At 71.7% G+C, this 14,857-nt stretch carries 17 protein-coding genes and 1 pseudogene; 10 read left to right on the plus strand and 8 right to left on the minus strand.

Annotation, left to right across the window (positions count from 1 at the left end; all coding sequences use genetic code 11):
* Nucleotides 1-58: 58 nt before the first annotated feature.
* Both ACF1AL_RS31305 and ACF1AL_RS31310 read right to left on the minus strand, forming a co-directional pair.
* Nucleotides 59-1,969 carry a GMC family oxidoreductase gene (locus ACF1AL_RS31305; protein WP_391828366.1) on the minus strand — a complete coding sequence of 637 codons (1,911 nt, stop codon included), beginning with the start codon at nt 1,967-1,969 and terminating at the stop codon, nt 59-61.
* Entirely contained in the window at nt 1,966-2,379 is a 414-nt protein-coding gene (locus ACF1AL_RS31310; protein WP_391657606.1) for a hypothetical protein, read from the minus strand. The genes ACF1AL_RS31305 and ACF1AL_RS31310 overlap by 4 nt, the downstream gene beginning before the upstream one ends.
* Nucleotides 2,380-2,896: 517 nt before the next feature.
* Between ACF1AL_RS31310 and ACF1AL_RS31315 the strand changes: the two genes are divergently transcribed.
* From ACF1AL_RS31315 to ACF1AL_RS31340, 6 genes are all read left to right on the plus strand, one after another.
* Entirely contained in the window at nt 2,897-4,117 is a 1,221-nt protein-coding gene (locus ACF1AL_RS31315) for a M4 family metallopeptidase (protein ID WP_391820055.1), read from the plus strand.
* 2 nt (nt 4,118-4,119) lie between these two features.
* Nucleotides 4,120-4,419: a protealysin inhibitor emfourin gene (locus ACF1AL_RS31320; protein WP_391820053.1), complete on the plus strand. Its 300-nt coding sequence runs from the start codon at nt 4,120-4,122 to the stop codon at nt 4,417-4,419.
* Between the two features lie 399 nt (nt 4,420-4,818).
* On the plus strand, nt 4,819-6,042 hold the full coding sequence (locus tag ACF1AL_RS31325) for a PP2C family protein-serine/threonine phosphatase (protein ID WP_391828368.1): 1,224 nt from the start codon (nt 4,819-4,821) through the stop codon (nt 6,040-6,042).
* Between the two features lie 29 nt (nt 6,043-6,071).
* Nucleotides 6,072-6,446, plus strand: coding sequence for an STAS domain-containing protein (locus ACF1AL_RS31330; RefSeq protein ID WP_391699320.1), 375 nt, complete (start codon nt 6,072-6,074; stop codon nt 6,444-6,446).
* A 227-nt stretch (nt 6,447-6,673) separates the two neighbouring features.
* Nucleotides 6,674-6,853: a hypothetical protein gene (locus tag ACF1AL_RS31335; protein ID WP_391828370.1), complete on the plus strand. Its 180-nt coding sequence runs from the start codon at nt 6,674-6,676 to the stop codon at nt 6,851-6,853.
* Nucleotides 6,854-6,860: 7 nt separating this feature from the next.
* Nucleotides 6,861-7,556 (plus strand): phosphodiesterase, encoded by a 696-nt coding sequence (locus ACF1AL_RS31340; protein ID WP_391828372.1) that lies wholly within the window; start codon nt 6,861-6,863, stop codon nt 7,554-7,556.
* 70 nt (nt 7,557-7,626) lie between these two features.
* Here ACF1AL_RS31340 and ACF1AL_RS31345 read toward each other — a convergent pair whose 3' ends face one another.
* Both ACF1AL_RS31345 and ACF1AL_RS31350 read right to left on the minus strand, forming a co-directional pair.
* Nucleotides 7,627-8,520 (minus strand): Rieske 2Fe-2S domain-containing protein, encoded by an 894-nt coding sequence (locus tag ACF1AL_RS31345; protein ID WP_391778485.1) that lies wholly within the window; start codon nt 8,518-8,520, stop codon nt 7,627-7,629.
* Between the two features lie 194 nt (nt 8,521-8,714).
* Nucleotides 8,715-9,122 (minus strand): HGxxPAAW family protein, encoded by a 408-nt coding sequence (locus tag ACF1AL_RS31350; protein ID WP_391778486.1) that lies wholly within the window; start codon nt 9,120-9,122, stop codon nt 8,715-8,717.
* Between the two features lie 165 nt (nt 9,123-9,287).
* Here ACF1AL_RS31350 and ACF1AL_RS31355 point away from each other — a divergent pair, with 165 nt between their 5' ends.
* Nucleotides 9,288-9,740, plus strand: coding sequence for a MarR family transcriptional regulator (locus ACF1AL_RS31355; protein WP_366841330.1), 453 nt, complete (start codon nt 9,288-9,290; stop codon nt 9,738-9,740).
* 75 nt (nt 9,741-9,815) lie between these two features.
* Nucleotides 9,816-10,424, plus strand: a pseudogene (locus tag ACF1AL_RS31360) (ABC transporter ATP-binding protein); the annotation flags it as partial.
* A gap of 7 nt (nt 10,425-10,431) precedes the next feature.
* On the opposite strand, the gene ACF1AL_RS31365 reads toward ACF1AL_RS31360, so the two are convergent.
* The 3 genes from ACF1AL_RS31365 to ACF1AL_RS31375 are packed head-to-tail and all read right to left on the minus strand — an operon-like array spanning nt 10,432 to nt 12,952.
* Complete coding sequence (locus ACF1AL_RS31365; protein WP_391778487.1) at nt 10,432-11,331, minus strand: dihydrodipicolinate synthase family protein; 900 nt, start codon at nt 11,329-11,331, stop codon at nt 10,432-10,434.
* Nucleotides 11,332-11,362: 31 nt separating this feature from the next.
* Nucleotides 11,363-12,070: a B3/4 domain-containing protein gene (locus tag ACF1AL_RS31370; protein ID WP_391778488.1), complete on the minus strand. Its 708-nt coding sequence runs from the start codon at nt 12,068-12,070 to the stop codon at nt 11,363-11,365.
* A 45-nt stretch (nt 12,071-12,115) separates the two neighbouring features.
* Complete coding sequence (locus tag ACF1AL_RS31375; protein ID WP_391778489.1) at nt 12,116-12,952, minus strand: EamA family transporter; 837 nt, start codon at nt 12,950-12,952, stop codon at nt 12,116-12,118.
* 119 nt (nt 12,953-13,071) lie between these two features.
* On the opposite strand from ACF1AL_RS31375, the gene ACF1AL_RS31380 reads away from it, so the two are divergent.
* Both ACF1AL_RS31380 and ACF1AL_RS31385 read left to right on the plus strand, forming a co-directional pair.
* Nucleotides 13,072-13,656 carry a helix-turn-helix domain-containing protein gene (locus tag ACF1AL_RS31380; protein ID WP_391699304.1) on the plus strand — a complete coding sequence of 195 codons (585 nt, stop codon included), beginning with the start codon at nt 13,072-13,074 and terminating at the stop codon, nt 13,654-13,656.
* Between the two features lie 95 nt (nt 13,657-13,751).
* Entirely contained in the window at nt 13,752-14,075 is a 324-nt protein-coding gene (locus ACF1AL_RS31385) for a hypothetical protein (protein ID WP_391778490.1), read from the plus strand.
* A gap of 243 nt (nt 14,076-14,318) precedes the next feature.
* Here the strand turns inward: ACF1AL_RS31385 and ACF1AL_RS31390 are convergent, their stop codons facing one another.
* Nucleotides 14,319-14,843 carry an HPP family protein gene (locus ACF1AL_RS31390; RefSeq protein ID WP_391657596.1) on the minus strand — a complete coding sequence of 175 codons (525 nt, stop codon included), beginning with the start codon at nt 14,841-14,843 and terminating at the stop codon, nt 14,319-14,321.
* Nucleotides 14,844-14,857 lie beyond the last annotated feature (14 nt).

The raw sequence follows: 14,857 nt of genomic DNA on the forward strand, positions 1-14,857 counted from the left end.
CCTGTGCGGTCGCGCGGGGACCGTGCTCGCGCGCGGGGGTGGGGGTCTGACTGCGGGGTCAGGCGCGGGCCGCGTCGCCGAGGATCACGTCGCTCGCCTTCTCGCTGATCATGTAGATGGGCGTGGCGACGAACAACCCGGGGATGCGCGGGAACACCGAGGCGTCGACGATCCGCAGGCGGTTCACCCCGCGGACCCGGAAGGCGCTGTCGACCACCGCCGAGGGATCGTCGGGGCGTCCCATCCGGCAGGTGCACGACGCGTGGTGGCCCCAGGCCTCGTCCTGGACGAACTTGCGCACGGCGTCGTGGTCGTCGACGCCCTCACCGGGCCACAGCTCCTTGCGGATCACGGAACCGGCCTTGCGGTTCATCCCGCGCACGAACTCCACGGCGTCGGCCATCGCTTCGAGGTCCAGGCCCTCCTTGTCCGTGCCCTCGGTGAAGTAGTGGAAATCGACCAGGGGCGTGTCGAGGGGGTCGCCGGAGCGGAGTCTGACCCGCCCGCCCGTGTTGCGGGTGCGGCTCTTGAGGATGGCCCAGGTGAAGCGGTCCTTGTGGTGGGTGAGGTCCAGGGAGTAGCCGGGTCGGTAGCCGCGGAAGTCGAAGGGGCCGCCGAAGATGAACAGGTCGGGGGCGTCCAGGTCCGGGCGTGACTTGCGGGTGATGCCGAGGACGGCGCCATTGGTGGTGTAGAGGCCCTTGCCCTGCTGCCAGGCGCGGTAGCAGCGGTCCGGTTCGCTTCCGGGCCGCGGAGCGTGGAAGGAGCAGTCCCGCAGAACGGGGAACTCGCGGTCCATCTGGCTGACCACGCCGACCTCGTACCGGTCCTGGAGATGGGCGCCCACCCCGTGCAGGCCGACCCGTACCGGGATGCCGTGCCGCCGCAGTTCCTCGGGCGGCCCGATGCCCGAAAGCATCAGCAGCTGAGGGGTGTTGAACGCCCCCGTGGCCAGGATCACCTCGCGTGCGGCGACGACCCGGTGCAGCGCCGGCGGATCGGATGCCGACCAGGCGGCGGGGTCGGCCCGGTAGGCGTGTGCCGCGTCCAGATAGTCCACGCCGGTCGCCGTGTTGTCCTCGTCCAGTACGATCCGTGCGGCCAAGGCGTGGGTGCGCACCACCAGGTGGTCCGGACGCTCCCGCTGTACGGCCTGGACACGCTCGCGTACGGCGCTGCGGCGGCCGTCGGCGGTGGAGACGGGGATCTGCCACAGCCCTTGCAGTGCCTGCGTCTGCACCCGCCAGTCGTTGGGGTCGACGAAGGAACCGAACCCCTCGAGCGGGGACAGCGGACGGCCGAGGAAACCGGCGAGGCTGTCCTCCGCGGCGGAGAGGATGACCTTCAGCAACTGCTCGTCCTGTACGGCGAGCCGGGGGTCGGCGAGCGTGGTGGGCAGCCAGCCGTCGAACCCGTGCCGGGCGTCGTTGCGGTACCGGTTCGACAGGAAGGGCAGGAGGCGGAGCAGGGCGGCCGGCAGCGGCCTGTGGGGTGGCTTCTTGGGTCGGGGCCGGTAGGTGCAGCGCTCCAGCCGCTCGAAATACCGGCGCATGGCGGTGCTGTGCCAGGTCGCGTCGCCGGTCTCCTCCGCGATGGCGTCCCAGTCGCGGTTGTAGGGGTACACGGTGATCAGCGCGTGGTGCGCGGTGCATCCCCCGACCGTTCCGGCGCGCGGGTAGAGGATCCCCCGGCCCGGCACGAACTTGCTGTCGCGCACTTGCTGCTGCTCGTCGGCGTAGTGCCGTACGAAGTAGTTCCAGCACTGGGCGGGGTCCTCGGAGGCGTCGGCGTGGAAGGCGGGCACCCGGTAGTCGTCGTTCTCCTCCGCGCCACCGGCGTCGAGGAGGAGGGTGCGCATCCCCGCCGCGGCGAGGTTGGCCGCGAGGGGCCCGCCGCCGGCGCCGGCCCCGACGACGACGTAGTCGAAGCCGGTCTCGGTGGGGGGAGTGGGTGCGGACTGCGTGTTCACTTCCGCTTGTCCTTGGGGGAGTTGGCGAGGCAGGCGCTGGCGCTGACGGCCAGGGCGGTGTTGACGGCCGAGATGGCGGTGGTGAGGACCGCGGTGCGCGGCGGGACCTGCCCGTGGATGCCGAGTGTGGCGGCTGTGACGGTGTCGCTGGCGTGGATCAGGATGCCTGCGCCGACGTCGTCGCGCAGTCGGGCTCCGCTGTGGGTCAGCAGGTCCAGGCCGAGGAGGACCGTGCGGATGCCGAAGAGACGGAAGGCGTAGACGGCCGCCGGACTCGGGGGATCGCGGTCGGGGTCGAACCGGCGGATGAGCAACTCCGGTGCCAGCAGACCGGTGGCCCCGTTGAAGAGTCTGATGCCGGCGAGGACATAGACCGAGACAGGGCGGTGTGCGGCGGGAACCGTGGCCATGATGTCTCCAGGGGAGGGGGTGATTCTTGTGCCGACGCCACGCCACGCCACGCCACGCGAAGCAATGCGACGCGACCGTCGGCCGTACCCACGACAGGGGGAGAGGAACACCCTGGACGCACTCTCAACGCCCACGCTATGGGGCCGCATGGCGCATTGCATCTCGGGGACGCCACGATTATCGCTGCGCGTTCAACCATATTCGTATTTCTCTCCGCCCAGGAATCGGATCCGCGTCTCCGGTTGCGTTTGCCAGTCACTCCGCACGGCAGGAGACTGGGGATATCAGCGTGACAGCGCCGCTGGAAACGGGGAGGGCCGATGTCGACGCTTCCCTCTTTACTGCCCGCCGGGCGGGCATCTGCGGTCGGACCGCTTCAGGCTCTGTTGAATGCGAAAAAGACCGTCGTCGCGCGTGGGCGACCGCATGCGACGGGCGGCGATTCGGCACGGCCGGGCAAGCAGTCGCAGCCCCACGAATGATCAGCCGTCGGTCCTGACACCCAGGAGGTGTCCCATGAGCAGCAACCGCCCGATCAACTGCATCATCCCGCCGTACATACTCGAGAAGCTCCTGGACAGCGCGGACGGCGAAGAGCGCCAGAGCGCCCTGGACACCCTGCTGGTCACCGCTCGCCTGCGGGGCGAACGAGCGGTCCGCGCGTCCTTCGCCGGTGCGGCCGCCCCCGGTGACGGCCGCCGCACCGTCTTCGACTGCGAGCAGCAGGAGGTCCTCGGCAGCGCCGTCCTGGCCCGGCCGGAGGACGGCCCGGAGGCCGCGGACCCGTCCGTGAACCGGGCGTTCGACGCACTCGGCCTTACGCGGGATTTCTACAAGGAGGTGTTCCGGCGTAATTCGATCGACGACAGGGGAATGCGTCTGGACGGATATGTGCACTTCGGTTTCCGTCTCAACAATGCTTTCTGGGACGGCCGGGAGATGCTCTTCGGCGACGGAGACGGGAAGAAGTTCAGCAATCTCACGGGGTCCCTCGAAGTGATCGCCCACGAATTGACGCACGGGGTCACGGACAACACCTCCGGATTCGAATACCACAAGCAGTCCGGCGCCCTCAACGAGTCGATGTCGGACGTCTTCGGTTCGCTGGTCAAGCAGTGGTCGCTGAAGCAGACGGCCGACGAGGCGGACTGGCTGATCGGGGCCGACGTGTGGACTCCGGGGATCGGCGGCGACGCCCTGCGGTCGATGAAGGACCCGGGACACGCCTACGACAACCCCGTGTTCGGGAAAGACCCCCAGCCCGACCGGATGAGCAAGTTCCTCCACCTGCCCGACACCAAGCAAGGTGACTTCGGCGGAGTGCACTTCAACTCCGGGATTCCGAACAAGGCCTTCTACCTGACGGCCGTCCGTATCGGCGGATTCGCCTATGAGGCTGCCGGAACCATCTGGTACGAAGCCCTCAAGGCGTCCAGCGCGAGGGACGAGTTCCAGGACTTCGCGGGCACGACCTTCCAGAAGGCCGGGGAACTGTTCGGCATCGGCAGTTCCGAACAGTCGGCGGTGCTGTCGGCATGGCAGGAGGTGGAAGTCCCGGTCAAGGGCGTCCCCACCGGAGTCGCCCGGGTACGGAGCTTCGCCGTCAACGGCAACGGCAACAGCAACGGCGCGGGCCGGGAAGACGGTCTGGCGGCCATCGCACGGCAGATCGGGGCGCTGAACGACAAGGTCACGGGTCTGGCCAAGGACGTGGCCGCGCTCAAGGGCACCAAGTGAAGGTGACTTTGCAGAGCTACGGCGGGCTGGCGGCCGTGACCGAGTTCGGCCGCCCGCCCAAGGTTCTGGACACGGACGCCCTGCCCGAGGCCGCCAAGGCCGAACTGGCTCGACTGCTGGACGAAGCCGCCTCCATGCCCCCGGACGAGAGCCGGGCCGAGCGCGCCAGGGACGCGATGAGTTACACGATCACAGCGGAGTCCGGCGACCGCACGACGGTCCTGGAACAGTCGGACGCCGCCATGACCCCTGCGTTCGCGGCCCTGCTCACATGGCTCAGGAAGCACTTCGCGCAGCAGTGACACCTGGTGCCGGCTGACACCTGGTGCCGGCGACCGGGGGCCCACCGGCCGCGGCCTGCCCCGCAGGTCCCGGCCGGCGTCTGTGGTGCCGTAGCCGGTGGGCCGGGTGGCATCGCTCGCCGGTCACCTCCTCGAGCGGGTCCCCCGCGACCACCCACGACGGGGCGGTCGCCGGCCGGACGGGGCACGGCACGGCGGGCGCGCCCCGCCCTGCCGTGTGTGCGCCAGTGGGCTGCAAGGGTGGTGAAAAGGAGGGAACCCGGCAATCCCGGGAAGCCGGCAATCCCCTGGTCCGGTTCTGCCGAGGAGGAACCGTGATACCGATGCCCCGCCGTCTCCCCGGACGACCGCTGCGGGACGGCGCCTCGCCCACCGGAGACGGCCGGGCGGGTCCCTGCCATGCCTGACAGAGCTGCGGCAGCCTTGTCCCTGGTACGGATGATGCAGGCCAGCCATACCGTCACGCTCGACCAGCTCCCCGACCTGATCGCCGAGCACGCCGCCGAGGCCTGCCTGTACGACACGGCCCTCTTCGTCGTGGACCTCCGTGAGACGGTGCTGCGCCGGCTCGCCCGCACGGGAGGGCAGGCAGCGAGCGGTGACCAGGTCTTCACCGTCCGAGGCAGCCTGCCGGGTCAGGCCTTCCAACGAGTGGACCTGCTGGCCGAGCCGGCGCCCGGGGGAGCGTCGGGTGGGCGGCGGCGCTGGTGGGTGGCCGTGACGGACGGGGTGGAGCGGCTGGGTGTGCTGCGGGCCGACACCGACGTCGAGGAGGAGACGGTCCGTGACATCCTCCGCGACCTGGCCTCGATGACGGCTCTGCTGCTGCTCAGCAAGCGGTCCTTCAGCGACGCCTACGCGCAGATGGTCCGCACCGAGACCATGAACGTCGCGGCCGAGATGCAGTGGAACCTCACTCCGCCCAACGCGTACGCCGGACACGACGTCACCCTGGCCGCCGTCATGGAACCCGCCTACCAGATAGGCGGCGACGCCTTCGACTACGCCGTCAACGGCACCACCTTGCACCTGGGCGTCTTCGACGCCATGGGCCATGACACGACCGCGGGCATCACCGCGAACGTCGCGGTGACCGCCTGCCGCAACGCCCGCCGCCAGGGTGCCTCACTGGCCCAGACCAGCGAGGAGGTGGAAAGGGTGCTGCTGGAGCAGTTCAGCACCAGCCGCTACGTCACGGCGATCCTCGCCGACCTCGACATGGCGAGCGGCCGGCTGAGGTGGATCAACCGTGGCCATCACCTCCCGATCCTCATCCGCGACAACCGCTGGACGACCGAACTGGAGTGCCCGCCCGCGGGACCCATGGGCGCCGACCTCGCCCTGCCCGTGACCGTCCGCACCGAGCAGCTGCAGCCCGGCGACCGACTGCTCCTGTACACCGACGGGGTCGTCGAGGCCCGCGACAGCCGGGGCAGGGAGTTCGGCCGGGAACGGTTCGTCGATTTCATCCGTCGCCACCACGCCGGCCGGCTCGCTCTGCACGAGACCTTGCGCCGGCTGATGGCGGCGGTCCTGGACCATCACGACGGGCTGCTCAACGACGACGCGACGGTGTTGCTCGCCGAGTGGCGCGGTGGCCACCAGGAAGAGCTGACCCCTTGAGCCGTCACCCCGCGAGGGAAGGAGGCTGCGTGAGTACCGTCCCACCGGCGCCTGACGACGACCCGGAAGACACGCCCATTGCCGTGGAGGTTCGCGGCCTGCCCGCCGACCGGACTCTGGTGACCGTCAAAGGCCACCTGGACCTGCACACCGCCCACCGTCTCGGCGACGCCTTGGAACCCCTGTTGCTCGCCGACCGACAGGTGCTCGTCGACCTGTCGGCCGTGACCTTCCTGGACTCCACCGGGCTGACCGCTCTCATCCATGCCCACCGCACCTCGCGCACCACGGACGCCCGTCTCGCCCTGATCGCCCCCAGCGCTCCCGTGCGGCAGATGCTGCACCTCACGGGCGTGGACCGGGTGGTGAACACCTACCCGTCGTTGGATGCCGTCCCTCACTGACCGCACCGCTCGGACGCTCGCGACGCACGAGCCACCTCGCGACGGCACGCATCCCAGCGGCGTGAGGGATGCCGCCCCGGGTACTCGGCGGTCCTTCTGCGCGCAGGGAGGCAGGCGCTCGGGGCGGGCGAGGGGCACTTCGCGCCCAGGACTGTCGGGACACCCCCGCGCCGGTGCCGAGCACGGACAGCTGACGCAGACAGGTGACACAGACAGAGAGGCGGGCCATGACCGAGAACACGCAGTCGCAGGCCGAGGGCGAAGCGGAGCCGACGACCGGTGAGGACGGCGAGCGGGAGTCCACCGGCCGCCGTGACGCACCGCGCACCACCCCCTCGCAGGCGGAGGGAGACGAGCAGGACGGGGACGGCAATGCCGAGTGGGAAGCCGGCTGGTCCGGTCCGTGACCGCGCCGTGGAAGGGCAGGTCGGCGGGGTGGAGTCCGCGTTCCGGGGGCTGGCGCGCCTGCGGGGAGCGCCGGCTCTCCATCCCGACGGACTGACCTGTGCCGCCGATCTGGAGGTGGCCGACGGCGGCCGTGGACGCTGGGGTGTGCCATGGCTGGACCGGCCGGGGCACCATGCCGCCACGGCACGGCTGTCCCGAGCGGCCGGTCTGCCGCGGCGCCTGCCCGACGGGCTCGGGCTGGCCGTCCGTGTGGACGATGCCGACGGCGCCGGCAAGCCCCTCGATCTGCTGTTCACGAGCAGCGGCCGTGGCAGGCTGACCCGCCATCTGCCGCTGCCGCGCGCCGACGTGCTGGCCGGCCCGTACTCCAGCCTCCTGTCCTACCGGGTGGGCGGTCGCCCGAGCCTCCTGGCGGCCCTTCCCCGGCGGTCCCGTCGGCTTCCGGTCCACGGCGACCCGACGAGCGTGGCCCGGGCCCTGCGCGCCGGGCCGCTCGTCTTCGACCTGTGCGCCGAGGCGGCCGGCCGCGCCTTCTGGCGCCCCTTCGCGGTCCTCACCGTCCACACGGCCCTGCCGATACCGGCGAAGCAGAGCGCGGACTTCGACATCTACGAACGGGACGCCCGGCAGTTCACGCCCGGCCCCGCGCTGGCCGCCGTCCGCCGCGCCGCCTACCGGGGGTCCCGAGCGGGCCGCAAGTGACCCGCCAGGCCTGCTGATCGGCTGCGTGAGTCACCTTCTCCCGCGCTCGCCGGCCGTTCTGCCCCCGCCTCTATCCCGCGTCCTCCCCGCCACGCAGGCGCACTTCGACGTGGCCGTCGACGATCCGGGTGTCGAAGGCGGGCTGGGGAGCAGTGGCCGGTCCCTGGACGTTCCAGCCGTCCGAGAGCCGGAAGACGCTTCCGTGCCACGGGCACCGCACACATCCGTCCTCGACGGTGCCCTCGGACAGCGGTCCGGCCAGGTGGCTGCACCGCTCGGCCAGCGCATGGACGGCTCCTCCGGCCTCGCGGACCACCAGGACCGGCACGTCGTCGACAGCGCGCCGTACCGCCTGGCCGGCCGGGAATTCGGCCACGGCGCCGACCCGGTGCCAGCCCGGCGAGACGACGTACGGCACCTCTTCGGCGTGGTTGGCACCGGATGCCTGCCGGTAGGCGAGATGGCCGCCCAGCATGCCACCGGTCGCAGCCGCCGTGAGCCCCAGGAACGCGAAGCCGCGCCCCGCCCCGGTGCGGCCCTTGGCGCGGCAGACGAGCGAGGCGGCGTACAGTCCGACGGCGGCCGTGTTGCTCAGCGCGTGCACCAGGCCGACCCGCTGCTGCGGGCGGTGCAGTTCGGCCCAGTCGACGGCCCCGGTGAGCACGGCGGGGGCGGCAGCGGCCAGCCCTACGCCGATGAGCAGTCCGGCCTCCCGTGAGCGACCGGGGCGCAGGTCGAGCACGGCGGCGGACAGCCAGCTTCCGATCGGCACCTGCACCATCAGTGGATGCACCGGATGGCCCAGCCACCTGCCGTGCAGCACATCTCGGGCACCGCCCAGCGGCAGGGCGCGCACGCCCCGGCCGACCAGATCGATCACTGCATCCGTGCGAGGCTGCCGCTCCAGGCCGTCCAGCAGCCGCAGCACCCAGTTCTGCCCCATCCGGCGTCGCGTACGTGTCATGGGTCGCAGGGTCCCCCCTGCGCGCAGGGCACAAACGACTGGTTCGTCCTGTCGAGGCACGGCGCTCGCCCCGCAGGCGGAGGAGCCAGGCGGCACGGTCCGTGCTCAAAGGGCGCCCTGAGCCGTACCCCTCCGAGGCGCCGCGACTCTCGCCTACCTGCCGGACGAGGTGGTTCCACGCCTGGGCGCGGGGCTCATACGGACGTCGGTGTGGCCTCTCGTGGCCTGCCCGCCGGCTGCTCCGCCGCAGCCGACGCCTGCCGCGTCACGGGTGTGGGGTACGGGCGGCGCGCGCCGGCACGTCCTGCCAGGCGGCACCCCAGGCAGCCGGGGTGCCCGGTGCGCGCGCCGGTGTCGCGGACGCGCCAGTTCCACTGCTCGACCGGGCGGGGCCCGCTCGGCTTGCCCCAGCCCGCCAGATGGAGCGCCCACGTGGCGAGGAGCGCCAGGACGAGGACGGCGGCGCCGGCGCACACGAGCAGACCCGAGGCCGCGATCACCCCGAGTCCGCACAGCGCGGAGCCCAGCGCGGCCAGCGCCGTACCGGTCCAGCCGGCGACCGTGTGTCCGAGGTCGTACGGGTCGTCTCCGTGGAGGGACATGAGCGTGCTCCCTGAGAGCTGTGAGGATGAGGGGGCGGCCCACAGTTGTGAGCCGCTAGAGCGAGGTAATTTATCTCGCGAGCTAAGTTTCTTAGATGCTAAGGGGAATCTGTGGGGCACCGCAAGGCGCGCCCGGCCGCGACGAGCGACCAGGCGCTCTACGCCATGGACCGGATGATCGCGACGGCCCAGTTCGGCCAGCAGGACATCGCTCGCAGGCTCGGGCTGAACGTCACCGACCTCACCTGCCTCGGCTTCCTCATCGAGGCATCCACGGCGGGGGAGTCGCTGGTCGCCGGTGACCTCGCCGAGCGGGCGCGCCTGACGACGGGCGCGGTGACCGGTGTGCTGAACCGGCTGGAGAAAGCCGGCTACATCCGCCGCGCCCCCGACCCCGACGACCGGCGGCGCGTGGTCGTGGTGATGGAGGAGACGGCCCAGGAGCGCATCCTCGCGGTCTACGGCCCCGTGTACGAGCGCCTGGGTGCCCTCTTCGCCGACTACGGCGCCGACGAGATCGCGGTACTGACGGACTGGTTCACGCGGGCGCGGGGGCTGTTCGAGGAGGCACTGCGCGACATCAGAGAGCAGGCGCCGGAGCCGCCTGAAGGGCGGTGACAGCGAGGCGAGACCGTCGGCGTCTCGGCCGGCGTCCGCGACTGGGTACGGTCCAACAGTGCACGCCTGATGGGTAGTCGGCAGCGCCGCGCACGACGGTCATCTCTCTGCGCAGTCATCAGAGGACGGTCCCGCCGGAGCCCAGAAACGTCGGTCACCGGGACCGTGCGGGACGTCGTCGCCCTCGGCCGCATCCCGCACCGCCGCGCCTGGAGCCCGGCGATCGCGGCCGACACGGCAGCCGTCGACGGCGCCCTCGCGCGCACCGGTCTGGCCGAGCGGGCCGGCCAGTCCTGGCACACCCTCTCCGGTGGAGAACGCCAACGCGCTCAGATCGCCCGCGCCCTCGCCCAGGAACCTCGCGAACTCCTCCTGGACGAAACCACCAACCACCTCGACATCCAGCACCGGCTCGACCTCCTGGCCCTCGTCGTGAGCCTGCCGGTCACCACCGTCATCGCCCTGCACGACCTCAACCTCGCCGCGATGTACTGCGACCGCCTGCTCGTCCTGCGCGACGGCCGCACCGTTGCCGTGGGCACTCCGGCCGAGGTGCTGACGCCCGCCCTCATCGAACAGGTCTACGGCGTGCGCGCCGAGGTCACCCACGACCCCGGCCATCCCGTGATCCGCTTCTTGCGCCCCGCCGCTGCAGGCGGATCTGCGGCGAGGTGCCGTGAGTGACGGGCCGTCAGATGTGCAGCTGAAGCTGCTCGATGACTGTGGCGACGTGGGCGCGTCCCTCGGCGTCGAGGCCGCGCAGCGGCAGGGGGAGGTTGCGGTGGGCGGTCAGGCCCAGGTGGGCGGCGGCCGCGGCGACGACCCGCAGCGATCCGCCGTATTGGGCGAACAGGTCCCACAGGGGCTGGAGGCGCTGCGACTCCTCGAGAGCCCGCTCGTGATGGCCGGCCTGGGCGGCGCGGGTCAGGGCGAGAGCCGGCTCCGGGAAGGTGCCGCCGATCACCGAGTACCAGGCGTCACATCCGGCGTTCAGGCCGCCGGCGGCTGCCACGTCCCCGCTGACGCCCAGCGTCACGGTCGCGGGCAGGAGCCGGCGCAGGTGAGCGACACGAGCCCGGGCCTGCTCGGGGTCGGTGGGAAGCGGCGGGATCTTGAGGGACGCCACCCGCGGCAGCCGGGCCAGGCGTGCGTACAACTCGTCGGTGAAGGCGAAGTGCGTGGTGGCGGGGTTGTCGTAGATCACCAGGGGGATCGACAGGTGCGCGGTGACCTCTTCGTACAGGCCGAAGACATCGTCCTCGGTCAGTGGCTGGTACGACACCGGCGCGAGCAGGACTCCGGCCGCGCCGGCGTTCTGCGCGTCCTCGGCCGCCTGGAGCACCTGGCGGGTGCGCAGAGCCCCGATGCCGACGATGACCGGCACTGCGTCGGCGTGCTCGACCGCGATGCGCGCGACGCGGGCGCGTTCCTCGCGGGTGAGATAGGCGTAGGAGCCGGTGGAGCCCAGCGCCCCGATCGAGTCGACGCCCGCGGCCGCGAGCCGCTCGACCAGCGCGGCGAACGCCCTTTCGTCGACGTTTCCGTTGCCGGGGACGGGAGTGAGCGGGAAGGCGCTCAGACCGGTGAACAAGGCGAACCTCCAGGCGGCCGGGGAGGGATGGTCAGACGGTGGTGCCGGGGTGCGCCGGGCTGAGGTGGTGTACGGCGCTCTGTTCGCAGTGCGGCTGGAGCAGGGTGCGCAGTTCCTCGGCCGCGGCCTTGAGCAGGTGCCCGTCGCGGGTCGCCGCGACGGTCTCCAGGACGAAAGCGACGTGCGTGGAGGCTTCGGTGACCCGGGTGCGGTGGGCGTCGCGGTGGTTCCAGTGCCGGGTGAGCACGTCGATGCCGTCGAGGTAGACGACCTCGCCCGGCTTGGGCTGCTCGACCGTGTCGGGTTCGCCGAGCGGGGTGAAGGTCTCGCTGCCGTCGGCATGGCGGATCTCGATGTCGCCGCGGACGTGGTCGAGGTCGAAGGCGCCGACGGGCAGGCCGTGGCGCACCGAGACGGCGTTGTAGGAGTCCACGGCCGGGTTGATCCGGGGCAAGGTGCCCTTCTTGGCCATGCGGCGGCCCAGCGCGTCGACGCTGGGGCGGATGCGGCGGGGGTTGGTGCCGAAGGACCGGTAGGCGGTATGCCACGCCTCGATGCGCGGGTCGTTCTCCTCGGCGGGGTGCCAGGTGCCGTCGGCGAGTTGGGCTTCCAGTTCGCCCAGCGCGGCTGTGGTGGCGGGCCAGGGCTCGCCGGCGCGCAGGCCGGTTGCGGTGACGACGGCGACGAGGGTGTCGGGGTAGGCGTCGGCGACAGCCGGGCTGATCCGGAAAGTGGTCATGAGGTGGGTCCGTTCGAGGAAGGGGGCTGGACGTTGACGGGCAGGTCAGGCGAGGGCGAGGAGACTGACGGCGACGGCGGCGGTGCCCAGGCCGACGAGCTGGCCGCGGTGGATCCGTTCGGCCAGGACGCTGCGGGCGAGCAGCACGGTACCGGCCGGGTACAAGGCGGTGATCACCGCCACGACGGCCAGGTCACCGCTGCGGGCGGCGAGCAGGAACAGCAGGTTGGCCACCGAGTCGAGCACGCCGGCCGTGGCCGACATCGCGTACGCGGGCTTCTCCGGACCCAGCCGCCGGAACGTCAGCCCGGCAGCGGCCAGGGTGACCGCGGAGGACACGGCGCGGCCGACGATCAGCGGGCCGACGCCGCTGTCGGAGGGCGTCTGGTGCAGGAAGACCAGTTGCAGGGCGATGGCGGCCCCGGCACCGAAGGCCAGCAGCAGCGCGGTGCGTGACGGGCGGGCCGACTGCGCGCCGTGACCGGCGCTGACCAGCACCACGGCTGCCAGCGCCAGCGGCAGCCCGACCAGTCCGGCCGGGCCCAGGTGCTCGCCCTGCACCAGCCCGACGCCGACCGGCAGCATCGCCGAGACCAGCGCGGTGATCGGGGACAGGACGTTCATGGGGCCGATCGCGAGCGTGCGGTAGAGCAGGGCGAACGCGGCGGCCGACGCGACACCGGAGGCGGCGCCCCAGGCAAGGGTGGCAGGAGAGAAGGAGGCGCCGAGGAAGGGCCACAGCAGCAGCTCGACGGTGAGTGAGGCCGGGGCGGCGATCATCACGGTGCGCAGGACATGGGCCTTGCGGGCGCCGAGGCCGCCGAGGAAGTCGGCGCACCCGTAGGCCAGGGAGCTGCCCAGGGCCAGCAGCAGAGCGATCACGGGGACATCCCTTACTATCAATGGAACGACTACACCGTACAACGCACCGACCGGAAGCAGTCAACCGAACGACCGCGAGGTCCGGTGCACCGACCTACTGCCTGAAGAAGGTGAGAGCGATGGCCGAGACCGAGGCGGCGTTGCGGGCGCTCGCGCACAACGTCCGCGCGGCCCGTACCCGCGCCGGACTGTCCCTGGACGAACTCGGCCGCCGCGCCAAAGTCAGCAAGGGCGCCCTCGTCGCCCTGGAGAAGGCCCAGGGCAACCCCAACTTCGCCACCCTGGTCCGGCTCGCCGACACCCTCGGCATCTCGGTGTCCGCACTGATGGAAGGGCCGGCCGAGGGGCGCGTGAGGGTGGTGTCCGCCGACGCCGTCATGCCCCTGTGGGCCGGGGAGAAGGGCGGCGAGGCGCGGCTCATGCTCACCACGTCCGGACCGGCCCCGGTCGAGGTCTGGCGCTGGAAACTCGAACCGGGCGAGGAGTACCCCAGTCACCCGCACCAGGCCGGCGTCGTGGAGACGGTCAGCGTCACAGCGGGACGGATGGTGCTCGACATCGACGGCACCGAGCACACGGTCGAGGCCGGCCAGACCGCGACGTTCGACGGCGACGCCCCCCACACCTACCGCGGCGCGGGCACCGGCACCTGCCATCTGATCATGACCGTCCACATCCCGCCCGGCCCTGGCCCGGCGGCCTGACCGGCGCGTCACACGCCGTGTCCGGACAGAGCGGGTGCTGCCGTCCTCCGAAGGCGGACCGTCCGTCCGCGCGGACACTGCGGCAGCATGGTGCGGTGAGCGAATCTTCCGAGCACCTGCGGCCCGTGGCCCGTCTGTGGAGCGAACACCGCCGAGCACCTTTTCCCGCCGGTCTGCGCGGTACCGAGATCGGGGGTACGGACCTGGTGTTGCTCGATGCGAACACCGCCGGTTGTGTGCTCACATGGCTGAACAACGGCGGTGCGCTCGATGGGCAGGGCACCCGCGCCCTGCACGAGTGCATCGAGGACCTCGACCGAATCGTTCCCCGGATCACCGACCCCGCCGGGGCTCGGTACTACGCGCGCCTGCGTCAGCTGGCCGTGCATGTCGCCAGGGCGTGCCCCGACACCCCGTGACCTGCCCCCGGCCGCACAGCTCCGGGCCAGGGGTGACGGCAACGTGGCCTACTGGATGCTCCAGCGGTGCGGATGGTCGGGCTCTCGCGGGCAGGCGAAGACGTCGAGTTCGCCCCCGACGTCCCACGGTGACCTCGGTCGCAGTGGCGGACCGGTGGATCGGCAGATCCCGGTCACCGGCCGAGGCGCAAGCGGCTGCGCGCGACGTTCAGGCCACGTCGGCTCCGGGCGGACCAGCGGAGGTCACCACCAGTAGACGGGGTAACGAGGTGCGTGCCGGGGCCGTCCCGCGATGATCCCGGCGGCGACCAGAAGCAGAGTCGAGGCCAGCAGACGGGCGAGGAAGGGGAGCGGGGCGGGCGACTGGAGGACGACGATGACGGCGGTGGCGGCAGCCGGGGAGTGCGGCGTCCTGGTGATCATCATGGTGCCCAGGGCGAGGCCGCCGGCCAGCGCGGCGGCCCAGGTGGAGTCCCCGCAGGTGGCCAGCACCAGGTAGCCGCCCAACGCCGACAGCAGGTGGCCGCCGACCAGGCTGCGCGGTTGCGCGAGGGGCAGCTGCGGGGTGCTGTGCACCAGGGCGGCGCTGGCCGCGAGGGGCGGGATGAGCAGCGGTTCGTGCAGGACGGCGCCCGTCGCGGCCAACAGCAGCAGTACGGAGAGGGCGGAGGTGGTGGCGTGAACGGTGTGGCGGCGCCCGGCCGGTGCCGGCGCACGTCCGGCGAGCAGGCGCCGGGCAGCCGGGCGTGTGGTGGTGTCGGAACTCACGTGTCTCTCGGGAC

The sequence above is a fragment of the Streptomyces sp. NPDC014801 genome (genome assembly GCF_043082085.1).
Classification (GTDB): Bacteria; Actinomycetota; Actinomycetes; order Streptomycetales; family Streptomycetaceae; genus Streptomyces.